This is a genomic window from Halomonas jincaotanensis, assembly GCF_018448785.1.
Classification (GTDB): domain Bacteria; phylum Pseudomonadota; class Gammaproteobacteria; order Pseudomonadales; family Halomonadaceae; genus Halomonas; species Halomonas jincaotanensis.
Genome location: NZ_JAHCLU010000029.1, coordinates 1 through 26427, shown reverse-complemented (window position 1 = coordinate 26427; position 26427 = coordinate 1). Strand labels below are relative to the sequence as shown.

Genomic DNA, 26427 nt, shown 5'->3' with positions numbered 1-26427 from the left:
GCAGACGAGGCGTAGTGATGAGTAAATACAAAAAGCTGAGCGCGTATTTGGATTCGTTGGGTGAATCCGAACGGCATGTCAGTTTCAAGGCGCTGGAATCCATCCTCGGCTTTGCGTTACCGGCAAGCGCCCGGATGTATTCGGCCTGGTGGGCCAATGATGCGCGCCAGGGCAGGCATGCGACAGCCTGGCTTTCAGCGGGCTGGCGAACCGGCAATCTCAACTTGAGCGGAGAAACCGTCACATTCCACCGCGACGCCGGTGCGGGAAAGCTTGTCACTCTGACATGTGGACAGCCTTCACAGCGTACCAGGGCAGTTGCCGGTACGTTCGATGTCAGCGCCTTACCGAAAGCGGACGGCTTCAATCCGTTAGAGCTCGCCATCGGCATGACATGGCGCACGCTGGGTAGCCTGACGCTCGATGAAAGCGGCAAGATCGTTTTTCCACCTGTCCCGGACGTGGCGGGGCTTTATCGCTTGCGCCTGCCGGGGGCGGGCCAGAGCCGCCATTATATTGGCGAAACGGTCCGGCTCCGGCGGCGTTTCTATCACTACGCCAATCCGGGGCCAAGCCAGGCGACCAATATCAGAATCAATGCCTTGCTGCGAGAGCACCTTGAAGCAGGGGAGAGTATCAAGATCGATATCATGACCGACGCCGACAGCATGGTGATTGCCGGTGCCACGATGCCGGTGAATTTTCTGAATAAAGCGACGCGGCGTTTATTCGAGCATGCCGCTATCGTATCTGAAGACGGTGCGGAGATCGAAAGCCTCAATCGCTGATCTTGGGCAGCGAATGCTTGCCTGCTCAATGCCGCTTTTCGTTGACGGCTGCGACGGTCATTGCCTTCACAAGCCTGTCTTCTTTCCCTCGATTCCTTAAGCCTTCCGCGATCCTGACCGAAGAGGCGCCGGTAACACTGGGCATTCACGGCGTCTTTCCGGCGCGCCGCCACCTGCCAGCCAAGATCGAGCGCTTCCTCGACTGGTGGCAAGAAGAACCTGAACGATTTCATGATTACCCGGGCCACTACTTCCCGGGACCATACACCTAGAGCCTGTTCTTATCTTCGAGCCAATTTCAATGTCGTTTCCTCCTTATACGCTCGGCAAAACCACTCAGCCCTAACTAAGACTGGATAATTTGACATACCCATAGTGCCGGTTCAACGCGCACAGGCCAGACACATTTTCACAATACTTGATAGCACCAAGCGGACTACCAGGATAAATGTTAATGGTGGATTTCTCTTCAGATTGGATAGCATAGACAGCGAGTTCTTCAAGGATATACTCCGATTGAACCGCTAGATGGTGCTCTTTCGAATTTGTCGTCCCGCGCCTTTCGTTAAACTGTTGGATGTCGCGATAGACTGCTTCAGCAAACTCAGGATCAGCTGAAAGCGCATCACGAAAGCGCTTGGTTTCATCAAGGAAATTGGGATGAGCTCGCCATTCATCCCAGCGGATTATTCTTGTGTCGATTGGAAGGCTGCCGATCCAAGCGGCATTACTCTCCATCCAGTCGTTTCCAAGGTTTCGGGTGTATTCTTCGGCCATCTCCATTTCTGACCGACCATTTCCGGTTCTCAACTCACCCGCATATACGTTGAACCGATGCAGGGTATCGCCAATTGAGAATTGTATTTCGGACCAGCCTATACCGATCCAATCCAATATTGCTCGGAGATGGTTGCCAGTGCACTTTTCGTTAGCGAGTGATACCTCAACCGATATAATAGTTTCAGCTCTGTTCAGTGAGCTCCAATCTGACCGATTAGTCACACGGACTTCGAGTCCATAGTTCTCAGACTTGTACCTTCTAGGTGGTAGTCTCATAACGTTTCTGCAAATCGAGGCACCCCAACTCTTCCGAATAGTCTTCTCGAAATCTCACAAGAGAATTTTTCTTTTTATCTTAACTATTTGGCACAAGACTGGTGTGCTTAACGTTCATGTATTTGACGAGAGCGTGTGTCGAACGGTCCCTGCCTATCCCGGAATCCTTGAAACCGCCAAACGGGGTAGTGATGTCACCGCCGAATGTCACATTAGTTGCAACAGTACCTGCGTCAATTTGCTTCGCCGACTTCAGAGCTCGATCTAGCGACGTAGTGAAGACGTTCGCCCACAATCCGTAGCGGGAGTCATTGGCCAATTCAATGGCTTCATCGTCAGTCGAGAATGATGTGATCGGCAATATCGGACCAAATATCTCTTCTTGAAAAGCTGGCGACTCTCTTGAGACGTTTGTGAGAACCATTGGGGAAATATAGTATCCCCCAGTCTCTTCAAACATTCTTTCTGTTGATCCATACGCCACATCACAACCCATGTTCACCGCCTGTTCGGTCAGCGAAACGACTTTTTCGTACTGAATTCGATCAACAATTGATCCAACCTTTGAATCTCCGGACAGCGGGTTATTTGGAAGGTACTCTTTAGCCTCCTCAACAAACATGTCGATTACCTGTTCAACGATACTTTCGTGAGCCAATACCCGGGTTGGAGCATTGCAACTTTGGCCAGCATTGTAGAAGATCCCAGCGGCGATCAGTTTGACCGCCTTTTCGACGTTACAATCATCGAAGAGAACTGCGGGAGACTTTCCACCGCATTCTAGTGAAACCGGCTTTAGTCGCCTAGAATTAGCCGCTCCGATTACAACCTTGCCAGTCTCCGAGCTGCCCGTAAAGCCAACCCCGTGAACATCTACGTGCTGGATCAATGCCTGCCCCGTTGTCTCGCCGTCGCCGGTGACAACGTTGAACACTCCCGGCGGCAAATCCGACTCTCTGGCAATTTCCATCAATCGCATCGCAGACAGGGGAGACTGTTCAGCAGGCTTAAGTATAACGGCGTTCCCCGCAGCCAACATCGGCGCGAATTTCCATGCAGCGATCATTATCGGGTAGTTCCAGGGCACCAGAGCGGATACGACACCCAGCGGCTGATAAGAAATCGCATCCAAGTTGTTTGTGGGAGCTAGTTCTCCGTAGAATTTATCCGCGAGTTCTGCATACCACTCTAGACTCCTGGCCGCGCTTTGCACATCCACAGCCCGCGCGATTTGGTAAGGTTTGCCCACATCGATGCAATCGAGCATCGCCAATTCGTCCGCATGCTTCAGAATCCTCAGCCGAAAATCCAGTATCTTGGACTTTCGCTCCAATGCAGACATGGCGGCCCAACCGCCTGAGCCACTCACTGCTTGGTTTGCTTTGTTGACCACTAACTCGATTTCTTTCGGGCCAAACTGAGGTACCGAACAGATTACGCTTTGGTTTATTCCGGAGCGGTTGTCAAAAACCTCACCATCCCACTCGCCGTCAGTCCACACACTATCGAAGCCGGGCAGTTTTAAGCCATCCAAGATCCGTTTTGCTTCGTCTCCGATAGTGGCCCAGCCTTTTATGTTCTCACTTGGAAAACTCTTTGACATCCGTCACCTCCTGATTGTGGGGAAAGCCCGTGCTGTTTAGATGTTGCTTGCCGACAGCATCGAGCCCGCAAGTCTATCTCTTAGCCCGTAAGAAACAATCAGTATCTGTACAAAGATAAGAGTAGCCAATCGGTAATATAGCTCCTTTCCATCTAGCACATAGACCATACATGCAATCGGAGAAATAACATAAATTAAGAAATAATAGCAATATATGTCACGCATCTTAAAAGGTAGTTGGATGTAGTACTTGAAGCCACCCCGTACGACGATGAAAAATCTCTTCACTGGAGCTCGTGACAGCCAATTATCCTCAATGCGCGCCCGGTAGTCAAAGTAGGTGATCGGTTCGCGCACTCTTGGATGCTTCAGCGCCACCGTTTGAAGATAAGAGATCTGAATTGCAATCCATGAATAGACGTTTAGTGCCAAGATCAGAGCAACAAGCGAAAATAGTGGGATGGTTATTGAGAACGTTGAAGCTTTTTCAGCGCCAGTCAACGAATTTCCCCAAGTGGCTAGAAACGCCAACGCCGTAGCGTATGCGGCGACTAGAGTAATCTGGATTTGACCATTGGTGGTCAAAAAAGCAGTTACAATATCGATGTTCTTCTCCCACATGAGGTGGCGCTCATCAAGCTCCATTTCGCTGAGTTCGTCGCTCATGCAAGCTAGCCCCAATGTGGTCTCTCTGTGAAAGTGTGGTCGTTGCGTGGCACACGGTCAAGACAGACGATGATTGATCATCTCCTTCACAAGGTCTCCTATGGTGCGCCCAGCTTCGTTTATGGGATGACGATTGTTAAAGGCGTTGATGAGTGCGGGTTGTACGGTGTTGGTTTCGTTGGGCAGATGCAGGTTCTGATGACCTTTCCCCTGTTTTTGGTCCACTCACAATGCGAGAAACTGTTCCTTTGTGCACACCGCTGGGCATAGGCTATGGGTGGCATATAGCCCAGCGAGCTGTGCGGACTGACATGGTTGTAGTGGGCTCTCCATTGGTCGATTTCATGTCGGGCATCGGTCAGGCTCAGAAACCAGTGCTGATTGAGGCACCCATCGCGGAACTTGTCGTTGAAGCTCTCGATGAAGGCATTCTGTGTCGGCTTGCCCGGCTGGATGAAGGCCAGCGTGACCTTCCTTTCACGCGCCCAGAAGAACGTAGCCTTACTGGTCACCTCGGGGCCGTTATCGCAGACAATCGACGCGGGCAGAGTGCGCTGCTGCGGCATGTCGTCCAGGAACCGAGCCAGGCGCCGGCCAGAAATAGGTGCGCGCGATATCGCAGCGCACATGGGCCGGTGGCTCGAACGTCCGGACGCCGTAGTCCACCTTGGCCTGGCAGTCCCCATACTGATAGGCGTCGCTGCTGACCGCCATGCCGTAACGCATGTTGGAGCGGTCGCCGTTGATCTCGCCGATGGACGGCACCAGGTTGTGCAGGTCGGCTTCAGCCCGCCAAAAGACCGGGTCGTTCGACCGGCAATGTCGGCGGCCGGCGTCCTGCCAGCATTGTCGTTGCCGCCCGAAGTCATAGGCCGGGACCACATGCTCCCACTCGATGCGGCTTGCCCTGTCAGGCTGTTTGCGCACGTCGTACCCGCAGGAGGGAAGGGCGGGCCCATCCTCAAAATCGAAGGTGCACCCGCAATAGAAGGTCTCGTCCCGGTCGTAATAGATATCTTGCTCGGCGATCCTCTTGGCGGCCTAGAATGACGACGGCGGGGCCGATCAGGCCGATGACAAGCGTCCGCATAACGCGCTTCCTGTTTGCGATGCATGCTCGGCATCGGCAAGTGTAGCGAATGTAGAGGCGGCAGGAGTGCTTCCGAGCGCGGCGATTCAGGCTCTCTACGACCGCTTCCTGCATGACCGCTGTATTCTCAGTCCCGGCCCAGCCGCTCATAGGCCCCGTCCGGTCATATCCGTGTCAGCAAGCGCTTACTTGTGTCTCGCTCCGGCTCTTTCTTGAGCGCCTCTGAAGCGGGGGGCTGGGCGGCCTGGACGCGCCTGGCAGAGATCGCCCCGGAGGCGGCGGCAATGCACCAGCGATAGCGCTGCATATATGACATCCGCCCCGGCGGTCCTGTGGTCCGGCCGGCCCATGCTCGTATTGTTGTCGCTGTAGACCCTCATGAAGGGGATACGGCGGTGATTGCACCCGCTGCCCGCTTTGGGCGGTGGGGTTGTATCGCACTGCCCGCGCCCGTCTCCCCCTGATGCGGACAAGCGGGCCGCCTTGCGCCTGTCGGCGTTAATTTCCAGCGCGTGCGCTTTTTCATGTCCTCTGCGGTCCAGAGCCGGATGTTTGCCGGTGACTGGCCGGGCGTCGCGCGATGGCATGCGGCAGGCGGCATGGCGTTCCTTTCCTTTCAAGGAGGCGCATCTTCTCGCGGCGGTGATGATCCGTGATCCGGTTTTGTAATGCGTTTTCGCTGCGTGCGTGGTCGGCGGGCGGTCCCTCCGTTCGGTTTTCCTCAATCCATGACGCTTCAATCTGGCCGGGTGCGCCGTAAAGACAACGGTCTGCCCGCTCCATTCGCCGCCTGCGGCGTCTCCCGTGTTGACCGTTCCCCTCCGGTGTCTTTCCGGCTTTTCCCCCGGCCCGTTTCTTTCAGCGTCGTGAGGAAAACCAAAGAACGGAGGAACGCGCCATGACACGCCATAACGCAACGAAAACCGACATCTACACCCGGATCACCGACAAGATCATCACCGACCTGGAGAAAGGCGTGCGCCCCTGGATGAAGCCATGGAACGCCGAACATGCCGCCGGCCGCATTACCAAACCGCTCCGCTACAACGGCCAGCCCTATAACGGCATCAACATCCTGATGCTCTGGACCGCAGCCGCCGCTATCGGCTACAGCGCACCGATCTGGATGACCTTCCGCCAGGCCAAGGAGCTCGGCGGCCATGTCCGCAAGGGCGAGAAGGGGGAGCAGGTCGTCTACGCCAATACGATCACCCGCACCGAAGTCGATGCGGACAGCGGGGAAGAAATTGACCAGGCCATCCCCTTCATGAAGGGCTACACAGTCTTCAATGTCGAGCAGGTCGAAGGGCTGCCGGACCACTACTACCGGACCGCCGGGCCGGTGCTCGATCCGGTGCAGCGCATCGCACGCGCCGACGCTTTCTTCGCCGCCACCGGGGCCGTTATCTGCCACGGCGGCAATCAGGCCTACTACGCCATCGGCGCCGACCGCATCCAGATGCCGCCCTTCGAGACCTTCCGCGACGCCGAAAGCTACTACGCCACGCTGGCACACGAGACTTGCCACTGGACTCGGCATCCCGAGCGGCTGAATCGCGAATTCGGTCGTAAGCGCTGGGGCGATGCAGGCTACGCGCAGGAGGAGCTGGTCGCCGAGCTCGGTAGCGCCTTCCTGGCTGCGGACCTCGGTATCGAGCTCGAGCCCCGCCCGGATCACAGCGCCTATATCGCGAGCTGGCTGGAAGTCCTGCGCAATGACAAGCGCGCCATCTTCCGCGCCGCCGCGCACGCGCAGCGGGCCGCGGATTACCTTCACGGCATGCAACCCGCAACTTCCGAGGCCGCCGAATAGGCGGCCCCGGCCTGTTAACTATGCCCATTCAGACCCCAGGCTCGATGCCGTAGAAAAGACGCTCGCACCCAAGGCTTGGCCGGGCTGCGTTACCAGTAGAGCTTTTCGCAGCTCACGGAGCTGCGCACTTGGTTCAACAAGTCCCTGAACCAAGTGCGGACAAAATGTGCTCTGGGCAACTCGGTTCACATCAGCTTCAATCGGATAGTGATTGTATCAATTACAATCTGAGTGTCCTGTGATATAAGAAAATCGATTTTGTTGTGTCAGGGTTATGGAGGTGGAAGATCGTGGCATCGAGTATCTGGGCCGGCTGCGCAGTCACTCGAGGCTTCAGGCGCTGGCGGCGCCGTACCTGAAACGGCCTCGAGGCCGCCCGCCCGAGCAACCTCGGGAGTGGTACCACGACCTGACGTACCAGGCGGGGGCGTGGCCGTCGCCGCGACGCGTGGTGCTGGTGGTGCAGGAACGCCTCGATGATCTGCTGCTGCATAGCGTCTTCCTGGTCACCAACCTCGGCAAATTCGACTGGCGGCCTGAGAAGGTCCTGGCGCTGTACCGCAAGCGTGGCAGCGCCGAGGCTCACATGGGTGAGGTGAAATCGGCGCTCGATGTGCACCTCTCGTCGACGTTGATGTCGCAGATGGTCATGTCACCGTATGGCGTGTCGGTTGTTTGGACACACTATGCCAGAGAAATCAGGTGGTTGGCGACCCTCTCGCGAAACCACCTGAATAGTTACAAATTGCGATCTATACTCTAATTTCCTGTTGACGGCTTCAGAAAGATATTACTTCTAGGAATAAGCTTATGCGAGCCAAGGAAGTAAAAGTAAAGTTTGATTGTGCCTACCAGCATTTGTTTGACGTGGTGGAGGCATGCGTCTGGCGAGTCGATCCCATTCGTAAAAAGATTTTGCAGCTTAATGAGCATATATCTTCTCTGAAAGTAGTGAATGTAGAGAAGATAACCTTGCCAGATGAAATCGAGGAAAGGATATCTGTTTTATCTCTTTACGATAAGGAAGGGGCCGATATCGCTGTTAAAGAGATAGTTTTAAGTGAGCTCTTGATCTGGCTGCCGGCAGATGCACATAAAGAAATTCGACATGTTATCAATGTGGAAGTTGGAGAATCTGATGGCTCTTGCTTGACAAGTGAAAATGTAGAATGTTTACTGAAAGAGATGAGCATGAATAAAGATAAATTCGACGAAGAGGCAAAGCATCGTATAATCGAAAAACCTATTAGAGAAGTTTTTCAACAGTCGCTGTCGCCATCTTTTAACAAGATGCATGTTGGGCAGAGGGAGATTATTTCTCATATTTCGTCTACTTTTAACAAGATGCATGTTGAGCAGAGTGAGATTGTTTCTCATATTTCGTCTACAAGAGATCAAGTTAATCAAATTGATGAAAAGGCCAATAAAATTGATGAAAAGACCAAGCAAATATTAGATTTGCTATCTGCTAAACGGTAAATTTAATTATGCCAAAAATAAGGCGTATTAAGGCTGAGGAGTTAGGCTCGTTTGGCCTTGACGATGCTAACAAGCTTTACTGGAATGGTAAGCCTGTCAAGTCTGAAAATCTTGTCCTTTCTTGGTGGCAAAAGACATTTGGTGCCATAGTCGCGCTCTCGGCAATAGTTGCTAGTTTAACCGCAGTAAATAAAGAATTTTGCATAATTGATCTCGGAAGTTCTTGTACGATTTCAGGAAAGTTGGAGGAGACTCAGGTTTTGTCTTCATGCCCGGTTGTAACTATCGAGCCTTTAAAAGGAGATGAGTCCGGAAAATGAAAATATTGATGGCAGTGCTTTGATATAGTCGTTTGTTTGAAAACTTCCGCAGCAAGTTCCCTCTTCACCGTTTTCTACAAAATTTCTGTCATCCCGCAGATAACAAGAAAAACTTTTTCCACACGCGATTCCTAACATTCGTACCACGCAGCGCCGGGAAGCACCGTTTGATGCAGCGGCCGCTTTGCCGAGCGCTGTTATCCTTTCAAGGTGTTGGCTGTCTCGGTGCGAGAGGACGCTTGCGACAGTCGCGTTGCTCGTCGTCTTCGTGTTGCTGTTGTTTCTTTCGGGCGAGGCGGCGTTTGCGTTCGTGCTGTCTGTTATTCTTTCGAGAGCAATGTTCGGGCAGCGTGTCGTGTGGACGAGACGGTCTTTGTTAGATCGGACTTCGGGTCAGTCATTGGATCTCGCCTCGCAGGCCGTTCCTCTGGTTATCCATGAGTCATGTTGCGAAGGTGTACATCATCTCGCGCGGCGAATATGTCGTTCACAACATCATCATCGAGGCTGACGACGAGGACGCCGCGATTGATATCGCCCAAGACACGTCGATACACGACGACCGCTGGCGGAACTGCGGTCCACTCGGCCACGACATTTTGTGTCAATGCGAGGGCGCGGCGCCCACCTGATGCCGTTGCCCCCTTGCTGCCATTCACCAGTGTTTCTCTTTCGCTCCCACCGAAAACCTGCTATATGTTGTATTGTGTCGATTTTGTCACGCTATATATAGTAGGGAGCCACCAATGGCTGACCGGCGAGTTACGGCGACGGGCAAGGACAGAGATGGCGATATCACCAAGCTTTGCAATAGTACCGAGTCCTGGCCAACGCGATCCAAGGCCGACGCCGTCCGCGACATTGACGGCAAGACCCACAGCTATTATGTGGATCGCGCGGGCCATCGAACGGACGTGCATGTGGTGACCGTGGACGGAAATAAGCATCTGCGCACGACTGCCGACAAGAGTTCGCAGAACAACCTGGACAATCTGCCCGACTGTTAGGACCGGGCAGCGCTTCCATGAACGAGAGGGCCGGATCATGGTGAAGAAATCAGGTGGCGGCGGCCACTACCGCAGCGCAATCAGCGGGCGCTACGTTACCAAGTCGCACGGCAAGCGGAGCCCCGATACAACGGTCTTCGAGAAGACCGGCGGCGGCGCGACCGGTTCGGCACGGAGTGCCAAATCGGGCCAGTTCGTGACCGAAGGCAAGGCCAGCCGAAACCCGCGCACGACGGTCAAGGAGTCCTGATTCCATCCCTCGAGCGCCCGCCGCACTGTGCTTTCATTGACATCGGTCAGTGTGGCGGTCGGACGCTTGCCTGCGTTCCCTTCACAGCTTGCAGCCCGCAACTGCCGAGGTCGCCGAATAGGCGGCCTCGGCCTGATGGGTGCTGATACGCCTCCCGTCCGTCAGGGTGTTGGCGGCTTCGGTGCGGGAGGGCGCTTGCGACGGGCGCGTTGCTCGTCGTCCTCGCGCTGCTGTTGCTGACGGGCGAGGCGGCGCTTGCGTTCGCGCTCTCTGTCGTCATCTGCGGTGATGATCCAGAAGACGATTATCCAGAACAGCCATTGCTCAGACGGCGCGCGCTGCTGCGCCAAGTTGTTGAAGGTGAATGATTGAGGCTGCATTTTTTCCTCCTTGACGTTCTTCAGGCCCGGCCAATCCGCGCCTTTGCAGCGCTGGAGGAAGGCATGCAGCACAGAACCCGCACCCGCGTAGCGGGCCGCAACGCCAGAAGAGGAGTGTTTTCACTTGCGGTTTTGAGGAGCTGTATCGCCAGACCGGAGGAAAAAGGCGCGTATGCCGGCCCTGAAACAAGAATGTAAGGAGGAAAAGACAGCTGCTCACGAAGCATTTATCTGCGTGGCGCGGTGGGTCTGCTAACCTTCAAGTTGGATGATTGGAGGTTGGAGCTGTTCCTGGATTGTGGGAGGAGAAGAGAACATCATGCCCGCCAGTGGCACAGCCACTTGCTTGGGCAAAGACATACACTGCCATGAACGAACGGCTGCCTACCTTTGGGTTTCAGGCCAAATAACGGTAACAAATTGATTAATAAAATTTTATTCGGTCAGTACTTTTGTGTAGCATCGATCATGAGGTTGAACGGTGGTCCTGCGAGGTTGTGTTATCATTAATGCTTAAATGGCGAACGTGAGGAAGATGATATGGTTTCATCGGAATCAGATATAAAAACTGCTGATGCATTGACCAAAATATATCTTTCCGAAGACGAGCTGGAGATGCTCGAGCTTTTTCACTCAAAGAAACGCGTAGAGGTTAAACAAACGGATATACTATGATGGCTCTACTGATTGCAGTCTTTGTTTCTTCAATTGACAAGAGGCAGTCTTAAGTTTACCCCGCAAAATCTTTACAAAGACACGCTATACCTGTTGGCAGTTATGTTAACTCACTCTTGCCATTGATCTCTGTTCCGCATAAGCCGAAGGCAGTACCATTCATTGCGTGCTTCTGGCCACCCTTTCGGCGGGTAGTGTGCGAAGTGAGACGACCACTTTTTAGCCGGCCGTGACCCTGGCACAAGGCAGACCTTTCCGGCGCAGGATGCGCTCCAGTGTCCTCGCTCGGACGAGTCCGGGCTGCGGGCCGCTCCATTCGCGTCTGCGGCCTTGTGCCCTGGTCCCTTCCTGCCGGCTGAAGAAGGGGGCGTGTTCGCACATCAACCCGTAGCCGAAAGGAGATCTTCCCGCCGGCTTTGAAGAGTTGCGCCTATAATCTGCATAAAGATTGCGAGCGTAGGCGATGCATAAGATTCTCGTTTTTCTTACTCTTGCCTTTCTGGCGCTGTTGTTGCCCCTCGATTCTGGTGCGCAGGAGAGGGCCGCTAGCCTTGTGTTGCCGTCGGCGAACGTTCAGTACGAAAGCGTTGCATCTGGCCCGCTGCGTTACGCGGTGGCTGGAAAACGTATGCTTCCCCCTTCGTCCAAGGCAGCCGATAAGGCAAAACCAAGATCAAAGCAATCGGCACTTGGCAAACCGAAGAAAAGTCAGATCGGGGTTGGCAAGATACGACAGAACTTCAAGTCATACGGTCAGAAGGGAGCGAAAATTTCTAGGCCGCCTCTTTCAAAGCCAGAAATACAGGAATTGCGAAAAAGGCTTCACTCTGAACGAGAACTTCGACAAAACAAGCGTTTTCGCTCCAATGATCTTGTATATGGGCCATCCGCAGGGGGTAAGTTACGCGCTTTTCAGCAGAAGTACGGTGGGAAACTTCTAACAGACTTGAGCAAGCCACCAAGTATGAAATGGGAGAAATTTACAACGAATGTTCTTTCGGCTGCTGCCAGGGGTGGAAAACAGGTTCATTTTGATCTGACTCATATGCATAATATTAAAGGTGTGCTGAACAAAAGAGGGCCCTATTCTAGGGATGTAACCGCAAAGGAGTTGAGGTATATTAGGGATAACTGGTCTTCATTCAAGGTGAAGCCGAAATTTTATAGGAACGGAGAGCAGGTAAGTCCGCCATGGAAATAATACAGGAAATCAAAATCCCACTGGATGCTGGCTTTTCAGTGCGGTTAGAGTCTATTGCTCCAGAGTGGGGTAAAGTTTATCTCGTTAACCATGGTGAAGAAACGCTTCTTGGTTGTGAAAAGTTAGAGTTGCTTGTTGAAAAGTTGGCTCGAGCTTTAGTTGATATGCTCGACATGGCAGGTAATGGCTTTGAGACTTCAGACTGGATATGGGTGTGGACACTATTAGAACCAAGAACTTTTTTGTATGCTAGAAATCTAAAAAGCGAAGTTGACCTTTCTTTTAGAGATAAGGATGATACGCTGATCAAGTCAGCGAGACTAAGCATGGATGAGGTTAATCGCATTTTCCGCATATTTGAGAAGAAAGATGGAAAATAGTTTGTGACGTTTAATCCTACTTGTGAGGTATCTTCTTCTTTCATCATTTCCTCTTTTTAACGTATGAGCTCTTGCCTCTAGACCGGTTTGTGAGTAGTGTTCTCCGCACTGCATAAGCCGGGGCTAGGCCATTCATTGCATGCCCATTGTTTCTCTTTTCGGAAGGGTTTCGTGCGAAGCGATACGACCCGCTTTTTAGCCGGGGGTGGCCCTGGCACAAGGCAGACCTTTCAGCCGCAGAAATCGCTCCCGTGTCCTCGCCCGAAACGAATCCGGGCTGCGGGCCGCTCCATTCGCGCCTGCGGCCTTGTGCCCTGGCCCCTTCCTGCCGGCTGACAAAGGTGACGTGTTCGCACATCAACCTCAGCCGAAAGGAGAACCATCATGAACACAGCAAAACAAAACAGCCCGGTCCTGATCGCCTATCACGTGACGGAGAACAACAATAAGACCTACTGGTCGCGGATCGGCGCTGCCTGGCCCAACAAGAAAGGCGGCTTCCAGGTGAAGCTGGAAACGCTCCCCGTGAACGGCGAGCTGGTCTTGCTCCCGCCGAAAGCACAAGGTGAAAACGAGGGGCCGGCGTAAGCCGGCTCCTCGCCATGCAGGGCTTGGCACCGCTGCTCGGGATCAGCCGGAGTCGGTGCGCCTTGCCTTCCTGTCGCGCACATTTTCCATCACGATGATGGCCGCCACCGCGCCGGCAACGAAAATCAGGATGCCGATCCATAGCTCATAGGCAGCGCCTTCGAGGAGCATCAGGGAGAGCGACCGGTGATACAGCAACAGGCACCAGACGCTCACGGCCCAGAACAACTCGCATATAAAGCCTGCTAAAAGCCTCAAAGGGCTTATCGCCAGGCCAGCGTCGGGAAATAACGGCGGAGACGGATTCGTCCACTTCTGTATATTGCAGAAGCCCAAGGTATAGAATGTCGTCGCGACTTCCAGCACCTGTCTTGCAGAAGATAGGCGGCCACTGTGCTGTGTGACGGTCGCGTAGATCATCGCGCTGTTGAACAGCAGTACCGCCCGCACCAGTAACGGTACCCAGAGAGCAAGTCCGGCGATAGCCCAGACCACATAGGCTATGAAACGAACTGTACTGAACAAAATGCCGGGATTAGCGGATTGTTGGTTTAGTACACTCATCACAAACCCTCCTATGTTCAGGAACGATGGCCGGGAAGCCCACCAGGTTGTTTGCTCCATTCTTCTTCGGGGCTGAGGACGTGGCCTTCGCCCATCTTGATCTGGCTGTCCATCATTAGGTCGCAGGCTTGGAGCCGGGCGATGACAGCGCGGGCGCGTTTTTCATCGAACACGGTGGCGATGTCGTGCCTTTGCCCGAAATACTCGAACACCATGTGATAGGCGTCATCGTAATAGCGCCTGGGCGCGCGGAATCGACCTTGCGCCTGGGCGGCGCGGGTGCAGCTTTCCAACTCCTCGCGCTCCCTTCGGGCTTCGTCATGCTTGAGCATGACGAAGCTGTGTTTGAGGAGGCGGTCATAGACGTCCCACCTGCCGCGGCGCAGAACCTTGAAGTCCGTCGGGGTGAAAATGACCCGGGTTTCTATTCGAAGAGACTGATATAGGGATTTTTGTATGGCCGTGCCACTTATCAGGACGACCGGGACGCCCAGGATAAAGAGGAGCGGCTCCTCCAGCGCCATAATGAGAACACCTATGATGGCGAAGATCAGGATTACCGCGGTCAGTGCTTCGGCGCGCTTGGCATTCTCGGGCGTCAACTCTCGAATGCGGACGTCAAACACCTGCCGATGCAGACCATCTTGCCCGTACACGGTGTGTGGCTCGCCTTCGAAAAGCGATACGCGCCTTTCCGGAGTTCTGTTGGCCATTGTCTCGTCCTCCCCCTAGCGCGCCGCAGGGTAGTGCAGCGCTTCTCATCACCTTGACAGAGAGGCGAAAGCGCTGACCTCGCGCTAACCTTTTAGGACGCCAACTGGCCACAGTGAGCAGGGGAGGCAACATGGGAAACCCACAGTCAAGGGAGCCGCAGTTCGGCCTTTTGTCGGGTTGGCAGCTTGGCCGTGTCCGTGAGGCCCTTCGAGCGTATCGACTTTTTGATCAGGGAACAGGGTCACAGCACACCTGGTGCGATGTCCGCGAAGCCATTGCTGAATTTACCGGTGTGGAGATTGGTAGAAATCTGAAAATCGGCGGCGAGCGGCTACGCCAGTTTGTAGAAGGGGTCAACAATAAGGGCAAAGGGCTGCATTTTCCGGTACCACAGCCTGAATCGCTGGCAGCAATTGTCGAATTCATATCGCATGCTGAGATCAATCTTCTCAGCCTGGATGAACTAGAGGAGTACAGGCCTGGCTATCAAGCAGCATTACGATATGCTGAGTACCTGCGTGAGAATTGTGCAGAAGGTTTTAGTATCTCCGCTTCGGATCTCTGCGGGATACTAAGGACGGAGTACAAGGAGCGTGATGTCATTACGGCCTTGAAAATGACGATACAGCGTATTGATGGTGGTGATGCTCTTGGTGTGGTGCATATCGTTGAGGAATGCACACGCTACAGCGCGGATAAAGCTCAGCTAAGGCTTACCTCATCTGACGGCCACGGGCCTACGGGTGATGTGCTTTCGCAAAGTGTGTCGGGTGGCTGGGGGGTTATCACGCCGGAGGACACTCTTGTCGTTTTTCTCAAGAAAAAGAGCTCAGGGATAAATTATTGTTACTATTCGATGAATGATATGGGTGTATGGTTAAAGAATAAAGGACGGTTAATTTATCTTATGAGGCATGCGTATGGTATCGAAGTGATTGAAGTCCTTGGATCGCATTTTTTAGCTGTGAAAAACCAAGCTGTCCAGCAAGTGCTTGAATTCCGTTTTGCTTCCTAAAGAGGGTTGAAGTTATGGCCTCTCATGAACATGAACATGAAGATGAACATAGAGATGAAGAAGAGCTTTGGGCAATGAATTCTATTCAGGCCTTCTTTGATTATTACGCCGATCTTGATTATGGTGATGTTCGAAGAAATGTGAGTAAAGTTATACGAGGCAGGAAGAAACGTGATCCTATAGCTTATAAAATGCTCGGTCGTGAATTTTTGCAAACGGTTGAGCGCGGGAATCCTAAAACCGTTGATGCCTATCTAGAGGCCGGAATGCCCATCAACTATCAAGACCCGGTAACCAAGCAATCAGCGCTGCACGTCGCCGCCGCGGCCAGGGCGCGTGAGGCGATTCGCGTGCTGGCCAAGTACCCGGACTGTAATTACATTCTTCGGGATCGGCATGGCCGCCTCCCCTCGGAACTGGCATATGTCTTTGGAGGTGACACTGCGCTTTCCCGCTATCTTACGATAAAAGAGTTCAAGCAGGCGAAATCGGAAAGATGCATACTAAAATACCGAGAAACCTTACCGCTCAAATAGCGGTCGTATTGCTTAGTGATTACTAACTGTTTGCTCATCAGGATGAAACTTCTTGCAAAGTTCCCATAAAAAATATAACGGATGGGGACATTTTTAATGTGAAGAAAAGGATCGTTCCTGATGATCAATTATGATGAAAGGGAGATGAAGCTGCTTGGCCGTGCTTTTTTTCAAGCCGTTGAGCGTGGAAACCCCGATACGGTTGCATCCTATCTTGAAGAAGGGATGCCAGTAAACTACCAGGACCCGGACACTAAGCAAGCGGCGCTGCACGTCGCTGCTGCTTGTAAAGCGCGGGAGGCGGTCCGCGTCCTGGCCAGACAACCGGACTGTAATTTCATTCTTCGGGATCGGCGTGGACGTCTCCCCTCTGAGATGGCTTATGCCTTTGGTAATGATCCCGCACTTGCCCGCTACCTTGGTAACAAGGAGCGTACACAGGCCGAAGCGCAAGGCCTGAAATTGACGTACCGTCGCACCTTACCAGTGTTAACCGTGATTACGCCTAAGTAAGTCGGAAATACGGCGCGACCTGGCTGTGCCGGTCGAAATACTCAACCCGTTGCAGGATCATCGGATGGTAGCCTGCCCAGAGCACAAGCTGACGCTTGTGCCGGTCGTTACGCGCAAACTGGCGACTGATCTCCTCCGGGCTCAGCAGGTCGTGTAACTCGGTCACGCTGGTCTTGCCGCTCAGGCCTAGTGCAGCCTGTTCGGGCGCGACCTCGCCACTACGTGCCACCTCCACCCGTGTCTTTCCAAGCCGCTTCGACAGATACTCTGTCGTCGCGACGTCGTTATTACCGAAGAATTGCAGGACGCCGGCATTGGCCGCAAAGCTTTCCCAGCGTTCGCCATACAGTGCTTTTCCCTGTCCCCAGTCCTGTAGCACGACCCAGAGCTTCACGCCGAAGGAGGCGATCTGCCCGGCGGCATTCTCCATCTGTTTCATGTGGCCGAGCACCGGAAATTCATCGAGGCAGACGAGAACCGGGGAGGTGGTAGCGGCGGGGCTTTGCTCCATCGCCTGGAGCAACTGGTTGATGAAAATCCTCAGCCATCGCCCGGCGATGTCGATCCGCGTTGCCGGAAAGCAGAGATAGACCGTCAGGCCATGCGGGTTCGATTTGAGCTCCTCCAGGCTGAAGTTGCTGCGACCCAGAACCTTGCGAAACGACGTGTAGTCCAGAAACTTGGTATGTCGCCGAACCGTCGAGAGCACGCTGTCGCGCTCACGGTCGCTCTTCTCGTAGAAATCTCGCGCCGCTCCCTCGATCGCACCGCCGACATCGGCGCTGCTGCGGCGCCCCTGCAATTGCAGGGCATTTTCGAGCATTTCGCGCTCCAGGAAGCAAAGCGCTTCCTCTTCGTCCGCCGCTTCGCTTTCCTCTGGCTTCATCGCGGACTTGATCAGCTCGCGCACGGTGAGCAGCGTCTTTACCTTGCTATAAACCGGGCAGGTAACCACATGCAGGATGACGCCCTCGATGAAGTTTTTTGCGCTCTCGTCCCAATGCGGATCTTTGCCTTGCGCACCCTGCACAACCATCGCATCGGCGATGAGATTTGCGTCTTCGATGATCGTCCGGCTGCTCAGCGTCAGGACGCTTAGCGGGTTGTAGGAGGCGCGCAGATGTGACAACCGGGCCGGCGCGTTAGCGAACGGATCGAGGATACAGACTTTCTGCCCGAGCGCTGTCCGGCGCTCGGCGGTGATGGCAGCCAGCTCACCCTTGGGATCAAGGGCGAGGACGCTGCCCTGGTAGAAGAGCAGGTTGCCTATCAGGGTCACGGATTTACCTGCGCGGGAGCCCGCCACGGTCAGGACGTGGCGGTTGTCTTCGATGCCGATCAGACGCGTGCCCAGCGCGCCGATCAGAATCTTTCCGCCGGGATTGTCGGGATCATACTGAAGTGCCGGACTGGCCAGAATATCTTCCGGGAGCTGCCAGCGGGCCTGCGGTACGCTTTGTTGCCGTAAATAGCGGCTGGCGACGCCGCGCGGAATGTCGTTCATGAAATCGTTCATAACAACGGCTCCTCAGCTTTACTGGTCACGGTTTTTTGGCGGTCGACCACGCCGCTTTGGTGCTTTGTCCTTCACCGTGACAGCCAATCCGGCTGCCTCGGCAAGGGCCTTGATGTGTGAGGCCGCTTGCTGCTTGCATTCTTTCTCGCGCCGGGCCAGCTCGGCCCGTCCGCCTGCGATTAATTGCTTGAGTCGCTCATCACTCAAGGACGCCAGGTCTAAGGTGGTCAGGTCGTCGTACATGTCGCCCTCCGTTGCTTCGCATTGCCGGTCTCCGGCGGGCCTGGGAAATACGTCGTCGAGGCGCTGTGTTTTTTCCATAGTGCCGGTGTGTTTTTTTCTTTTCCTTTTCCCAACCTCGCGCTACAAAAAGAGCGAGGCATAACGCGACAAGCGCGTTAATCAATTCTTAAGACAACCTGCGGTAGCATTTAAAGATGGGCCGAAGGTCAGCTGCGTTACCGATTAGTACAAGGTGTGCGCGGTAGTACCACTTCGTGGTCTCCACCGCGCCCACCTTGCGGGGGGATTTCACATCCCCCGCGGACCCCCCTGTGACTCAGCTAGGCTCAGAAGATTTTTTGAATCTTCTTCGCCAAGTGAGTGGGCTCAGCCCGCTACGCATTAAAGCGGCGTGCCGGGCTGAGGCAACGTTTCGGCGTTGCATCACGACCAGGGAGGAGATTTCGCTCTCCCCCTGGCCCCCCATCGAGCAAGGGGATTTCAGCGCCCCTTGCAACCCTCGACCAGGGCTTTCGCGCCCATGGACCACGACCGGTGTTTCGGCACCGGCTTCGACCAAGGGAGATGCCGACTCTCCCTTTGGAAACCCATCGGGCCGGGGGTGCCCCGGTCCCCAGGAGCGCGTGCCTGTGCGTGGGCCCCAGACAGGCCGGCAAGGTTTGCGCGAGGAGGGAGAAGCTGAACGCGTGCATAACTTGAAGCATGAAAAAACATGACCACAAAAAGCGCGAAGCGCCCATCTCCTACCGTCCGCCCCGGGAGCTGCGGGACGAGTTTCATGCCCGCGTCCAAAAATCCGGCCTGTCGGTGTCCGCCTTTATCACGAAATCCGTCTTCGATTGTCCGCCGCCGCGCCAATCCCGCCGTCCCCCCGTTGAGGAAAAACAGCTCGCCAGGCTGCTGGCCGAAGCCGCCCGGATTAGAACCCAACTTCACGAGTTCGAGCAGGCCGGCCAGGATAGCGACTATGCGAACGTGCTGGATAACATCTCCCGCTCCCTTGCGGATATTCGCACGCTGCTGCTCACGGCCATGGGACGGTCGCCATGATCCCGTTCGGCAGCCAGCGGGGTCTCGGCCAGGATCTCGCCACCCACCTGCTCAACGCCCACGATAATGAGCGCGTCGAGGTGATCGAGGTTCACGGTGCGATTGCCGATGATCTGCATGGCGCCATGACGGAGTGGGAGGCCCACGCGCATGCCCTGACGCGTTGCCGTAATTATCTCTACAGCCTGTCCATCAATCCCGATCCGGCGCAGGGACCGCTCACCCGTACGCAATATGCCGACTACATCAACCGGGTCGAGGAGAAGCTTGGCTTGTCGGGGCAGCCGCGCGCGGTCGTGTTCCATGTCAAGTACGGGCGGGAGCATTGCCATGTCGTCTGGTCCCGGATTGACACCGAAAAAGAGCGGGCCGTCCCCATCGCGTTCGATCATGAGAAATTAATGATGGTTACGCGTGATTTTGCCCGGGATCACGGGCTGGATCTGCCGCGCGGGTATTATCAGGACGGCAAGGGGCCGCAGCTCTCGCTCTATGAGCTTCACCAGGAGCGTGTCACCGGCCTGTCGAAAGGCGATCACAAGGCGCAGGTCACCGAGGCCTGGCAGCACAGCGACAATGCGAAATCATTTGTGAACGCGCTGGCCCAGAAAGGCTACATGCTCGCGACCGGCAAGCGCCCCTATTTGCTGGTCGATCTTTACGGTGGCATGCACGCCCTGCCGCGACTGATTGATGACAAGACGGTGCGCACCAAGGATATTCGCGCCTTTCTGGAGAAAGATTTCCCGGCGGAGTCATTGCCCTCCGCCGAAGATGCGAAAGCGCTCGTCACCACTCACCGCAAGGCCATCGAAACCCATCGCCTGGATGAGCAGCGGGCAGAAGAAGCGGCGCAGCTCAAACGGCAGCAAGCGGAGCGGCGTCGGAAACTGGGACAGCAAGCCGCGGATCTCCGGCAGCAACAGCATCGTGACCGATTGTCGCTGACGACAGAACAACGCGCGTCACGTCACTCTTTGAGGGCGGCGCATGACACCGATATGCAGCGCATCAGGCGCGAACGAGATCGGAAACGGCCGCGTGGTCTGGCGGCGTTTCTTGGGCGGGCGACCGGTATCGAGATCGTGCGCAAAAAGCTCTACGCTTATCGGGACCGCAAGCGGGAGCAGGCATACCTCACAGAGCGTCAGGCGCTGCGCGAGCGGCAGGCGCAGGAGCACCGGGATCTCGTCTTACGTCACGGACTCCAGATGCGCGATCTCCAGCGCCGGCTGGATTCGCTCGCCCGTGTCGAAAAACGTGAGCTAAAGTCCCTCGAAGAGGCCTTTCAGCGGGAGGAAAGCACTGCTGGTAGAGGCGGAGATAACCGTATGCCGTCACTGCCGGACTGGTTGCTGGGTAAAGGGCGCGACATCGACACGCCCGGTCGGAAAGCCGAAGCGGCGAAGAAGGCGCGCCAGTCCTTTGAAAAAGCGGCGTCGCGGCATGCCGTGTCTGAGCATGAGGGCGGCGGCGAGTCAGAGCAAAGCGCTGGCGAACCTGCGCGCCCCGATAGGCCAAAGGTTCGGCGTTACCGGCGCAAGCGGCGACATGATCGCGATCCGGACCGCGAACGATAGTATTGCGATCCCGCCGCGATATGTCCTATATGCTCCTGAGACGGCCTTTACATGCTCATGCTGGCCTGTTCCGGGGGGGCAGCCATGGCCCGTGCACCGCGCCAAAAGAAGAAGGCGGCAACAGAGCAATACACGCTGCTGGGCATTCTAATCAACCGCTACGAATACCGGGTGGAGGCCGGAATCAATACGTATTTAAAGATGCGGCCGGGCATGGCTGGGACCAGTGATCCCCTCTACACCTACAGGACCGTGCTGGATATCGAGGGGAACTGTATCTATCCCGAAGAGCGCGAAGGAGAGCACTTCGGTATCCTCCTTGTTGGTGATGCACACGCAGTGGAGCTTCAACGTACCTTGGCGGACATTCAGGAACGTGATGCATCTGGCCACCCGCGTTATCGCACCTACCGTGGTGATCATGTGCCTGCCTATGAGCGGCCCAAAGGGATCACCCCGCTTTTTCGAAGCGGTGGCGCTCGCTCCTGGGGGGCTTACCTACCGGTGCCGCCAAGGCTCACCAGCGATTTCCTGATCGCCCTGAAGACCGAGGCCACACCCTTCCTGTCCCTTCAGGAACATAAGGTTGGGCGCGACCGGTGGATTGACTCGCTTGCCCTACAGAACACGCATCCGGGGTATGAGTGAGTTTTCAAAGGCTAGCCATGACCGTGAGGGAATACTCAGCAATCAAGCGGTGAGTTCGAAATTGCACAATTCGAGACTGAGGCTGCTCTATAGCGATCAATAAGGTAAGTACGCAGCGATGTGAAACCCGTGCTATCTATGTATGTATGGTTAAGGATCGGCAACGAGGATGTGTATGGACCGTTTGATCTAGGGTGCGCATATTGCCTGGGAGGCGAGATGTTTGTTCGATATTATACAAGGGCTGTGCTTTTCGCCGCTATGCTTTTTATCGCCGTGTCTCTAATATTTTTGTTGAGCGCGAGTGTTTCACCTACTTTCGCGGCTGATCCGAGTCCTGAGCAGTGTACCTGTAACTTGCAGGGGTTTGACGAAAAGACCGGTGCGGAGGTTATCAACGCTGCCAGCTGTATCTTGGCATTAAAACATCCGTGGTGTGATATTTTTCTGGCTTCGACAGAGGATAGTGAGGCGCATGAAACGTTTGTCTCTGAACTAAGTCAAGTTCCTGAATTTTGGGAGTTGCAAGAAATACTCATGCCGATGTTCGAGCGATTTATCGAGGCGGTTGGACGAGCCCGTCCCGAATTGGCGAGCGAGCATGCAGCGAACGCAAATATAATAATCGATCTAATACAAAAATCTTTCGATGAATTCTCTTACTGTTTAGAAGCCTTCCAGTACGGGGAGCCCGTAACAGAATCCACAGCCACAACATCATGCGCAGTTGGCTCACAGAGTGGGTGGCTTCAGCTAGAGTTTAGGGTTGATGGTCGTCGTTATCTGTTCTTGTTCGCCCCGCAGGAGTGAACAAGATGACGGATAATGAGGGTGCTTCAGGTAAGAGTCCAAAGGGCATTGGATCACGGCTGAAAGTCTTATTCAGAAAGCCTCTTGTGCAAGCAATAGGCGGCATTGGAACAGGGCTTGCGCTGGTTGTTGGTGGTATTTTAGGGGAGTTCGGAAAAGATATATATTCGTCTCTCATAGCCATCTTAAAAGATGATCAAAAAGCTCCTCATTGGGATTATCCCATGTCATTGGAGGCAGGTCATTGCCATATGGGAAATCTGTCGGTGATGTTTCGCGACTATCAGCCGACGGTTAACTGGCGTGGCGGAGCGGACCGTCTGGTAATTTGTGCAAGTGCTCATATAAAAGGGGTAAAAGAGAAATTTCCGCTGTTGCTTGAAGAGGAGTTCCCTGAGTGTCTTTCAGTTTCTGAATCATCAGGACGTTTTACCATCGCGACCAATCTGGGCAGTCCCGCTGTATGCCGTGCTCCTTATCGGTATGATGGAGCCTCGATTGTAGAAACCAGCTTGCCCGGAGGTGTCTTTGTTTGCATGCCAGGTCATAAGAAAGAGGAGGCTCAGGATAATTATCGGCAGGATGGTGTGGAGGTGCCGGTATGCAAGGAAGAAGCTCTAAAAGAACGTAATTTCCTCTAATTTGGTTGACTGCGGTTATTTTGCGACTCCATGTCGCAGCGCCTCCCTGAGGCGACTAATGTTATCCTTGTGCAGCTCAGGGCTGACTTCCACCGGGGGAAGTCATGTCACAGAACTCGGTGGAGGAAGGCGGTATCACCGCCTGATGCCGTGGATTGCTATGGCCGGTGATACCAGCCTTCGCAAGACCTGCGGGCATTTTGCGGGTATGAGTCCCGCACGGTCCTGCGTAGTGCTGCTGGGTCACGCAACGAGCGTCCCGTAAGTTATTGAATACACTTTTTATTGGTGAACTTCGCCGGCCTCATAATCCCTTGGTCGCTGGTTCGAGTCCAGCTGGGCCCACCAATAAAAACAAGTGGTTACGTGACCAAGGCTCACTTTCCATTAACGTGTGGTTGCGGTTTGGTTGCTGATCCGCGGCAACTTTGCCACCACGCTTTCCCACCGTGCCGGATCTGCATGAGCATAGCGGCTCGTCACCGTCAGCGACGAATGGCCCAGTAGATCCCTGATGCTCGTCAGCGCTTCACCCTTGCTGGCCAGCAGCGAAGCGTAGCAGTGCCGCAAATCGTGAAAGCGGATATCAGGGCGACCAATCTTCTCCCTGGCTTTCTCGAATGCGCCACGCACCCTGTCACCAGTCGTATCGAACGGCAAGCCTTCCACCAGCGGTAGAGCTTCCTCCGTCAAGGGGATAATCCTTGGCTTCCCGCTTTTCGTCTGGTTGGGCTTGAGCACGACGCGGCCGTTGAAAATGTTTCCCGGCTCGAGTCCCATCAGCTCTCCCCGCCTCATGCCGGTCAGCATAGCTAGCAAAATCACCTTGCGTTCGGTCCTAAAGCGCTCCGGGACTGCTTCCAGCAGCTCAGCAAGCTCCAACTCGGTCAGGTAGATGTGGCGCTCATTCTTGGGTGAGGGCTTACGCAGTTTGCCGTCGAGCGGAAGATCAATCCAATCCCATTCACGGTACGCCAGTGAAAGCACCCGCTTCACCACCTGAATCCTGTTGTTGGTGGTCGACTGTGCCAATCCCCTTTCCTTTAGAGCTTTCTGCATCCTGCGGGCTTCATCCAGCAGCTCCTGACCGATGATGACGCCGGGAGCGTGCTCGTCCATCCACCTGGCGACCAGCAAGATGTGTTGCTTCTGGGAGCGAACATCATATTCACTTACCATCCGCGTGCGCCAGGCAAAGTCTGGTCATCCGGGAGCAGGCACCCAGTGCTCGCAGAAAGGATGAAATGAATCCCAGTGGGTGCAATTCCCACCCGGCCAAGGGTAGCCGCCAGCCGGTAGCGAGTCTTGCGCAGCGTCGGGTAACCGCCGCTGTGAAGCGTAGGCAGCAAGTGAGTAGGCCGTGTCATTGAGCCCCGAAATTAAAATGCTGCGATCGCCGACGTTCTGCGGATAGCGGAAGGCAACACGAACTCACTGAATAGGCTTGGTGAGGAAGGATCGCCGGGGTCATTAGAGCAGGGCATGTTCACACAGGGGGTTCCCAGGAACCTGGGAGGCCCATTTCCCTCCTTCGATTCAACAACGCCAGGTACGGGAGCCACCTGACCCGAAGGCCCCTGGCCCAGCGCTGTAGTGACCGGCGGTGATGGGAGCGAAATAACAGTCACTCAGAAGGTATGGCACGGCAAGGGCAGCGAGCCTGCCAGATGGGGGAATGGGAGTCGGAGCCACCCATAGTACTCATGAAGGCGGGGAACCGGCTCGACGGGACCCGGTGGAGGGAAGGGGTGGCCAATCAACAGAACCGCAAGAGGGAAACATGGCAGGTGCACAGGAACCTGTGTCCATGTACACGTCACAATTGCGGATAGCAGCGCTGGCAGAGCGCTTCCCGCAGCGTGCCTTCACGTCATTGGCGCATTATATCGATGCCCAATGGCTGAAGACGGCCTACCTGATGACGCGCCGTGACGGCGCTGTTGGGATTGATGGCCTGACGGCGGACGACTTCGTGCGCGACTTCGAGGCCAATATCCAGCAGTTGCTGGAGAATGCCAAGAGCGGTCGCTACCGGGCACCGCCGGTGCGGCGCGTCCATATTCCCAAGGGAGATGGGCGCACCACACGGCCGATCGGCATCCCCACCTTCGAAGACAAGGTCCTGCAACGTGCCGTGGTGGCCTTGCTGGAACCGCTCTACGAGCATGACTTCATGGAGTGCTCGTATGGTTTCCGGCCGGGGCGCTCGGCGCACCAGGCGATCAAGACAGTGTGGGATGGCCTGTCGACGATGGGCGGAGGCTGGGTCATTGACCTGGACATTCAGGCCTTCTTCGACACGATCGACCATCAGCACCTGCGCGCGTTTTTGCAGCAACGAGTGAAGGACGGTGTCATCCTCCGCCTGATCGGCAAGTGGCTCAAGGCTGGGGTATTGGAGGCCGGGCAGTGGCAGAAGGGCGAGATAGGAAGCCCACAAGGGGGTGTCATTTCCCCAATGTTGGCTAACGTCTACCTTCACTACGTGCTGGACGAGTGGTTTGAGAAGGACGTCAAGCCGCGCCTACAAGGACGGGCATTCTCGGTGAGGTTTGCCGATGATGCCGTACTGGCGTTCAGCAATGAAGCCGATGCCCGCAAGGTGATGGAGGTATTGCCCAAGCGCTTCGCGCGCTTCGGCCTCACCCTGCACCCGACCAAGACCCGGCTGGTGAGGTTCCGGCCGCACCGCGAGCAACGCGCCGAGACCTTCGATTTCCTGGGGTTCACCCACTACTGGGGTAACTCTCGCCGTGGGCGCTGGATCATTAAGCGCAAGACGGCAAAGGACAGGTTTCGGCGTGGGCTCAAGCGTATCGCGCAATGGTGCCGGTGGAACCGCCATCTGCCGATTCGGGAACAGCACAGAAAGTTGTGTCGTAAGGTCCAAGGCCACATTGCCTACTACGGTATTCGCGGCAACATTCGGTCTGTGCAGCTATTCCGCCATCGGGTGGAGAGATGCTGGATAAAATGGCTGAGTCGACGATCCCAGAAGGCTAATATTGTGTGGCAGAAGGCCTATCAGCTCTTCAAGGTGCTGCCATTCCCCAAGGCTCGGATCGTGCACCAATGCTGATCCTTCAGCGAAACTGGTGGTTGAAGAGCCGGATGCGTTAATTGCGCACGTCCGGATCTGTGGGGGGCCGGGACGAGCAATCGCCCGGTCTACCCGACTATCTTCGTTTTCACCTCTGCCTCATGAATATTCCGGGATATAAGTGTACCTGATTACTCATGTTGATCAGCCATCGCGCCAACCTGAGGGCTATACTGGATTTACATGGGTCGACAAGGAGTG

The 26427-nt window shown here is 55.1% G+C and carries 30 protein-coding genes and 1 pseudogene; 20 read left to right on the top strand and 11 right to left on the bottom strand.

The features are described from left to right. Window positions 1-17 precede the first annotated feature (17 nt). Entirely contained in the window at window positions 18-788 is a 771-nt protein-coding gene (locus tag KG088_RS17945) for a DUF7662 domain-containing protein (protein ID WP_213827782.1), read from the top strand. 342 nt (window positions 789-1130) lie between these two features. Here the strand turns inward: KG088_RS17945 and KG088_RS17940 are convergent, their stop codons facing one another. From KG088_RS17940 to KG088_RS17920, 5 genes are all read right to left on the bottom strand, one after another. Continuing rightward, on the bottom strand, window positions 1131-1844 hold the full coding sequence (locus KG088_RS17940; RefSeq protein ID WP_250148359.1) for a tRNA-dependent cyclodipeptide synthase: 714 nt from the start codon (window positions 1842-1844) through the stop codon (window positions 1131-1133). Between the two features lie 79 nt (window positions 1845-1923). Then, the gene (locus KG088_RS17935) at window positions 1924-3447 is read right to left on the bottom strand and encodes an aldehyde dehydrogenase family protein (RefSeq protein WP_213827778.1); all 1524 of its coding nucleotides are present in this window, start codon (window positions 3445-3447) and stop codon (window positions 1924-1926) included. 36 nt (window positions 3448-3483) lie between these two features. After that, window positions 3484-4113, bottom strand: coding sequence for a hypothetical protein (locus tag KG088_RS17930; RefSeq protein WP_213827776.1), 630 nt, complete (start codon window positions 4111-4113; stop codon window positions 3484-3486). A 119-nt stretch (window positions 4114-4232) separates the two neighbouring features. Continuing rightward, window positions 4233-4679, bottom strand: coding sequence for an integrase core domain-containing protein (locus tag KG088_RS17925; RefSeq protein ID WP_250148358.1), 447 nt, complete (start codon window positions 4677-4679; stop codon window positions 4233-4235). Then, window positions 4636-5127: an endonuclease gene (locus KG088_RS17920; protein ID WP_319941472.1), complete on the bottom strand. Its 492-nt coding sequence runs from the start codon at window positions 5125-5127 to the stop codon at window positions 4636-4638. The genes KG088_RS17925 and KG088_RS17920 overlap by 44 nt, the downstream gene beginning before the upstream one ends. Window positions 5128-6101: 974 nt before the next feature. Between KG088_RS17920 and KG088_RS17915 the strand changes: the two genes are divergently transcribed. From KG088_RS17915 to KG088_RS17885, 7 genes and pseudogenes are all read left to right on the top strand, one after another. Continuing rightward, window positions 6102-7016 (top strand): ArdC family protein, encoded by a 915-nt coding sequence (locus KG088_RS17915; protein ID WP_213827771.1) that lies wholly within the window; start codon window positions 6102-6104, stop codon window positions 7014-7016. A gap of 268 nt (window positions 7017-7284) precedes the next feature. Then, window positions 7285-7716 (top strand): annotated as a pseudogene (locus tag KG088_RS17910) (transposase); the annotation flags it as partial. Window positions 7717-7826: 110 nt separating this feature from the next. Then, window positions 7827-8495, top strand: coding sequence for a hypothetical protein (locus tag KG088_RS17905; RefSeq protein ID WP_213827769.1), 669 nt, complete (start codon window positions 7827-7829; stop codon window positions 8493-8495). An 8-nt stretch (window positions 8496-8503) separates the two neighbouring features. After that, window positions 8504-8815 (top strand): hypothetical protein, encoded by a 312-nt coding sequence (locus tag KG088_RS17900; protein WP_213827767.1) that lies wholly within the window; start codon window positions 8504-8506, stop codon window positions 8813-8815. A gap of 437 nt (window positions 8816-9252) precedes the next feature. Next, window positions 9253-9447, top strand: coding sequence for a hypothetical protein (locus KG088_RS17895; protein ID WP_213827765.1), 195 nt, complete (start codon window positions 9253-9255; stop codon window positions 9445-9447). Between the two features lie 114 nt (window positions 9448-9561). Continuing rightward, entirely contained in the window at window positions 9562-9822 is a 261-nt protein-coding gene (locus KG088_RS17890; RefSeq protein WP_213827763.1) for a DUF3892 domain-containing protein, read from the top strand. Between the two features lie 37 nt (window positions 9823-9859). Then, window positions 9860-10072 (top strand): hypothetical protein, encoded by a 213-nt coding sequence (locus KG088_RS17885; RefSeq protein ID WP_213827761.1) that lies wholly within the window; start codon window positions 9860-9862, stop codon window positions 10070-10072. A gap of 161 nt (window positions 10073-10233) precedes the next feature. Here the strand turns inward: KG088_RS17885 and KG088_RS17880 are convergent, their stop codons facing one another. Beyond that, on the bottom strand, window positions 10234-10524 hold the full coding sequence (locus tag KG088_RS17880; RefSeq protein WP_213827759.1) for a hypothetical protein: 291 nt from the start codon (window positions 10522-10524) through the stop codon (window positions 10234-10236). A 1066-nt stretch (window positions 10525-11590) separates the two neighbouring features. Here KG088_RS17880 and KG088_RS17875 point away from each other — a divergent pair. The 3 genes from KG088_RS17875 (at window position 11591) to KG088_RS17865 (ending at window position 13296) form a co-directional block, all read left to right on the top strand. After that, window positions 11591-12328, top strand: coding sequence for a hypothetical protein (locus tag KG088_RS17875; RefSeq protein ID WP_213827757.1), 738 nt, complete (start codon window positions 11591-11593; stop codon window positions 12326-12328). Then, the gene (locus KG088_RS17870; RefSeq protein WP_213827755.1) at window positions 12319-12708 is read left to right on the top strand and encodes a hypothetical protein; all 390 of its coding nucleotides are present in this window, start codon (window positions 12319-12321) and stop codon (window positions 12706-12708) included. Before KG088_RS17875 ends, KG088_RS17870 begins: the two co-directional genes overlap by 10 nt. Window positions 12709-13092: 384 nt before the next feature. Next, window positions 13093-13296 (top strand): hypothetical protein, encoded by a 204-nt coding sequence (locus KG088_RS17865; RefSeq protein ID WP_213827753.1) that lies wholly within the window; start codon window positions 13093-13095, stop codon window positions 13294-13296. 42 nt (window positions 13297-13338) lie between these two features. Here the strand turns inward: KG088_RS17865 and KG088_RS17860 are convergent, their stop codons facing one another. Both KG088_RS17860 and KG088_RS17855 read right to left on the bottom strand, forming a co-directional pair. Then, window positions 13339-13860 carry a hypothetical protein gene (locus KG088_RS17860; RefSeq protein WP_213827751.1) on the bottom strand — a complete coding sequence of 174 codons (522 nt, stop codon included), beginning with the start codon at window positions 13858-13860 and terminating at the stop codon, window positions 13339-13341. 17 nt (window positions 13861-13877) lie between these two features. Beyond that, window positions 13878-14573 carry a hypothetical protein gene (locus KG088_RS17855; RefSeq protein ID WP_213827749.1) on the bottom strand — a complete coding sequence of 232 codons (696 nt, stop codon included), beginning with the start codon at window positions 14571-14573 and terminating at the stop codon, window positions 13878-13880. 131 nt (window positions 14574-14704) lie between these two features. On the opposite strand from KG088_RS17855, the gene KG088_RS17850 reads away from it, so the two are divergent. The 3 genes from KG088_RS17850 to KG088_RS17840 all read left to right on the top strand — a co-directional run bounded on the left by KG088_RS17850 (window position 14705) and on the right by KG088_RS17840 (window position 16638). After that, the gene (locus tag KG088_RS17850) at window positions 14705-15589 is read left to right on the top strand and encodes a hypothetical protein (RefSeq protein ID WP_213827747.1); all 885 of its coding nucleotides are present in this window, start codon (window positions 14705-14707) and stop codon (window positions 15587-15589) included. A gap of 14 nt (window positions 15590-15603) precedes the next feature. Further along, window positions 15604-16125 (top strand): hypothetical protein, encoded by a 522-nt coding sequence (locus KG088_RS17845; RefSeq protein ID WP_213827745.1) that lies wholly within the window; start codon window positions 15604-15606, stop codon window positions 16123-16125. 120 nt (window positions 16126-16245) lie between these two features. Beyond that, entirely contained in the window at window positions 16246-16638 is a 393-nt protein-coding gene (locus tag KG088_RS17840) for an ankyrin repeat domain-containing protein (RefSeq protein ID WP_213827744.1), read from the top strand. Here the strand turns inward: KG088_RS17840 and KG088_RS17835 are convergent. Further along, window positions 16631-18154: a type IV secretory system conjugative DNA transfer family protein gene (locus KG088_RS17835; RefSeq protein ID WP_213827742.1), complete on the bottom strand. Its 1524-nt coding sequence runs from the start codon at window positions 18152-18154 to the stop codon at window positions 16631-16633. The two genes, KG088_RS17840 and KG088_RS17835, sit on opposite strands and share 8 nt — an antisense overlap. An 18-nt stretch (window positions 18155-18172) precedes the next feature. Beyond that, window positions 18173-18397: a hypothetical protein gene (locus KG088_RS17830; RefSeq protein ID WP_213827740.1), complete on the bottom strand. Its 225-nt coding sequence runs from the start codon at window positions 18395-18397 to the stop codon at window positions 18173-18175. 702 nt (window positions 18398-19099) lie between these two features. Here KG088_RS17830 and KG088_RS17825 point away from each other — a divergent pair. The 5 genes from KG088_RS17825 (at window position 19100) to KG088_RS17805 (ending at window position 23126) form a co-directional block, all read left to right on the top strand. After that, window positions 19100-19447, top strand: coding sequence for a hypothetical protein (locus KG088_RS17825; RefSeq protein WP_213827738.1), 348 nt, complete (start codon window positions 19100-19102; stop codon window positions 19445-19447). Next, window positions 19444-21027 (top strand): relaxase/mobilization nuclease domain-containing protein, encoded by a 1584-nt coding sequence (locus KG088_RS17820; RefSeq protein WP_213827736.1) that lies wholly within the window; start codon window positions 19444-19446, stop codon window positions 21025-21027. The genes KG088_RS17825 and KG088_RS17820 overlap by 4 nt, the downstream gene beginning before the upstream one ends. A gap of 84 nt (window positions 21028-21111) precedes the next feature. Beyond that, on the top strand, window positions 21112-21675 hold the full coding sequence (locus tag KG088_RS17815; RefSeq protein WP_213827734.1) for a hypothetical protein: 564 nt from the start codon (window positions 21112-21114) through the stop codon (window positions 21673-21675). Window positions 21676-21894: 219 nt separating this feature from the next. Next, window positions 21895-22485 (top strand): hypothetical protein, encoded by a 591-nt coding sequence (locus KG088_RS17810; protein WP_213827732.1) that lies wholly within the window; start codon window positions 21895-21897, stop codon window positions 22483-22485. Window positions 22486-22490: 5 nt separating this feature from the next. Continuing rightward, window positions 22491-23126, top strand: a complete 636-nt coding sequence (locus KG088_RS17805) for a hypothetical protein (RefSeq protein ID WP_213827730.1) — start codon at window positions 22491-22493, stop codon at window positions 23124-23126. Window positions 23127-23513: 387 nt separating this feature from the next. Here the strand turns inward: KG088_RS17805 and KG088_RS17800 are convergent, their stop codons facing one another. Further along, complete coding sequence (locus KG088_RS17800; protein WP_213827728.1) at window positions 23514-24245, bottom strand: tyrosine-type recombinase/integrase; 732 nt, start codon at window positions 24243-24245, stop codon at window positions 23514-23516. A gap of 688 nt (window positions 24246-24933) precedes the next feature. Between KG088_RS17800 and ltrA the strand changes: the two genes are divergently transcribed. Then, window positions 24934-26205 carry a group II intron reverse transcriptase/maturase gene (gene ltrA, locus KG088_RS17795; RefSeq protein WP_213827726.1) on the top strand — a complete coding sequence of 424 codons (1272 nt, stop codon included), beginning with the start codon at window positions 24934-24936 and terminating at the stop codon, window positions 26203-26205. The last annotated feature ends 222 nt before the right edge of the window (window positions 26206-26427 follow it).

Bases quoted from the DNA above. Each gene is read 5' to 3' on its own strand.
- KG088_RS17945 (WP_213827782.1), top strand. From the start codon at position 18: ATGAGTAAATACAAAAAGCTGAGCGCGTATTTGGATTCGTTGGGTGAA.
- KG088_RS17940 (WP_250148359.1), bottom strand. From the start codon at position 1,844: ATGAGACTACCACCTAGAAGGTACAAGTCTGAGAACTATGGACTCGAA.
- KG088_RS17935 (WP_213827778.1), bottom strand. From the start codon at position 3,447: ATGTCAAAGAGTTTTCCAAGTGAGAACATAAAAGGCTGGGCCACTATC.
- KG088_RS17930 (WP_213827776.1), bottom strand. From the start codon at position 4,113: ATGAGCGACGAACTCAGCGAAATGGAGCTTGATGAGCGCCACCTCATG.
- KG088_RS17925 (WP_250148358.1), bottom strand. From the start codon at position 4,679: ATGCCGCAGCAGCGCACTCTGCCCGCGTCGATTGTCTGCGATAACGGC.
- KG088_RS17915 (WP_213827771.1), top strand. From the start codon at position 6,102: ATGACACGCCATAACGCAACGAAAACCGACATCTACACCCGGATCACC.
- KG088_RS17905 (WP_213827769.1), top strand. From the start codon at position 7,827: ATGCGAGCCAAGGAAGTAAAAGTAAAGTTTGATTGTGCCTACCAGCAT.
- KG088_RS17900 (WP_213827767.1), top strand. From the start codon at position 8,504: ATGCCAAAAATAAGGCGTATTAAGGCTGAGGAGTTAGGCTCGTTTGGC.
- KG088_RS17895 (WP_213827765.1), top strand. From the start codon at position 9,253: ATGAGTCATGTTGCGAAGGTGTACATCATCTCGCGCGGCGAATATGTC.
- KG088_RS17890 (WP_213827763.1), top strand. From the start codon at position 9,562: ATGGCTGACCGGCGAGTTACGGCGACGGGCAAGGACAGAGATGGCGAT.
- KG088_RS17885 (WP_213827761.1), top strand. From the start codon at position 9,860: ATGGTGAAGAAATCAGGTGGCGGCGGCCACTACCGCAGCGCAATCAGC.
- KG088_RS17875 (WP_213827757.1), top strand. From the start codon at position 11,591: ATGCATAAGATTCTCGTTTTTCTTACTCTTGCCTTTCTGGCGCTGTTG.
- KG088_RS17870 (WP_213827755.1), top strand. From the start codon at position 12,319: ATGGAAATAATACAGGAAATCAAAATCCCACTGGATGCTGGCTTTTCA.
- KG088_RS17865 (WP_213827753.1), top strand. From the start codon at position 13,093: ATGAACACAGCAAAACAAAACAGCCCGGTCCTGATCGCCTATCACGTG.
- KG088_RS17860 (WP_213827751.1), bottom strand. From the start codon at position 13,860: ATGAGTGTACTAAACCAACAATCCGCTAATCCCGGCATTTTGTTCAGT.
- KG088_RS17855 (WP_213827749.1), bottom strand. From the start codon at position 14,573: ATGGCCAACAGAACTCCGGAAAGGCGCGTATCGCTTTTCGAAGGCGAG.
- KG088_RS17850 (WP_213827747.1), top strand. From the start codon at position 14,705: ATGGGAAACCCACAGTCAAGGGAGCCGCAGTTCGGCCTTTTGTCGGGT.
- KG088_RS17845 (WP_213827745.1), top strand. From the start codon at position 15,604: ATGGCCTCTCATGAACATGAACATGAAGATGAACATAGAGATGAAGAA.
- KG088_RS17840 (WP_213827744.1), top strand. From the start codon at position 16,246: ATGATCAATTATGATGAAAGGGAGATGAAGCTGCTTGGCCGTGCTTTT.
- KG088_RS17835 (WP_213827742.1), bottom strand. From the start codon at position 18,154: ATGAACGATTTCATGAACGACATTCCGCGCGGCGTCGCCAGCCGCTAT.
- KG088_RS17830 (WP_213827740.1), bottom strand. From the start codon at position 18,397: ATGTACGACGACCTGACCACCTTAGACCTGGCGTCCTTGAGTGATGAG.
- KG088_RS17825 (WP_213827738.1), top strand. From the start codon at position 19,100: ATGAAAAAACATGACCACAAAAAGCGCGAAGCGCCCATCTCCTACCGT.
- KG088_RS17820 (WP_213827736.1), top strand. From the start codon at position 19,444: ATGATCCCGTTCGGCAGCCAGCGGGGTCTCGGCCAGGATCTCGCCACC.
- KG088_RS17815 (WP_213827734.1), top strand. From the start codon at position 21,112: ATGGCCCGTGCACCGCGCCAAAAGAAGAAGGCGGCAACAGAGCAATAC.
- KG088_RS17810 (WP_213827732.1), top strand. From the start codon at position 21,895: ATGTTTGTTCGATATTATACAAGGGCTGTGCTTTTCGCCGCTATGCTT.
- KG088_RS17805 (WP_213827730.1), top strand. From the start codon at position 22,491: ATGACGGATAATGAGGGTGCTTCAGGTAAGAGTCCAAAGGGCATTGGA.
- KG088_RS17800 (WP_213827728.1), bottom strand. From the start codon at position 24,245: ATGGACGAGCACGCTCCCGGCGTCATCATCGGTCAGGAGCTGCTGGAT.
- ltrA (WP_213827726.1), top strand. From the start codon at position 24,934: ATGTACACGTCACAATTGCGGATAGCAGCGCTGGCAGAGCGCTTCCCG.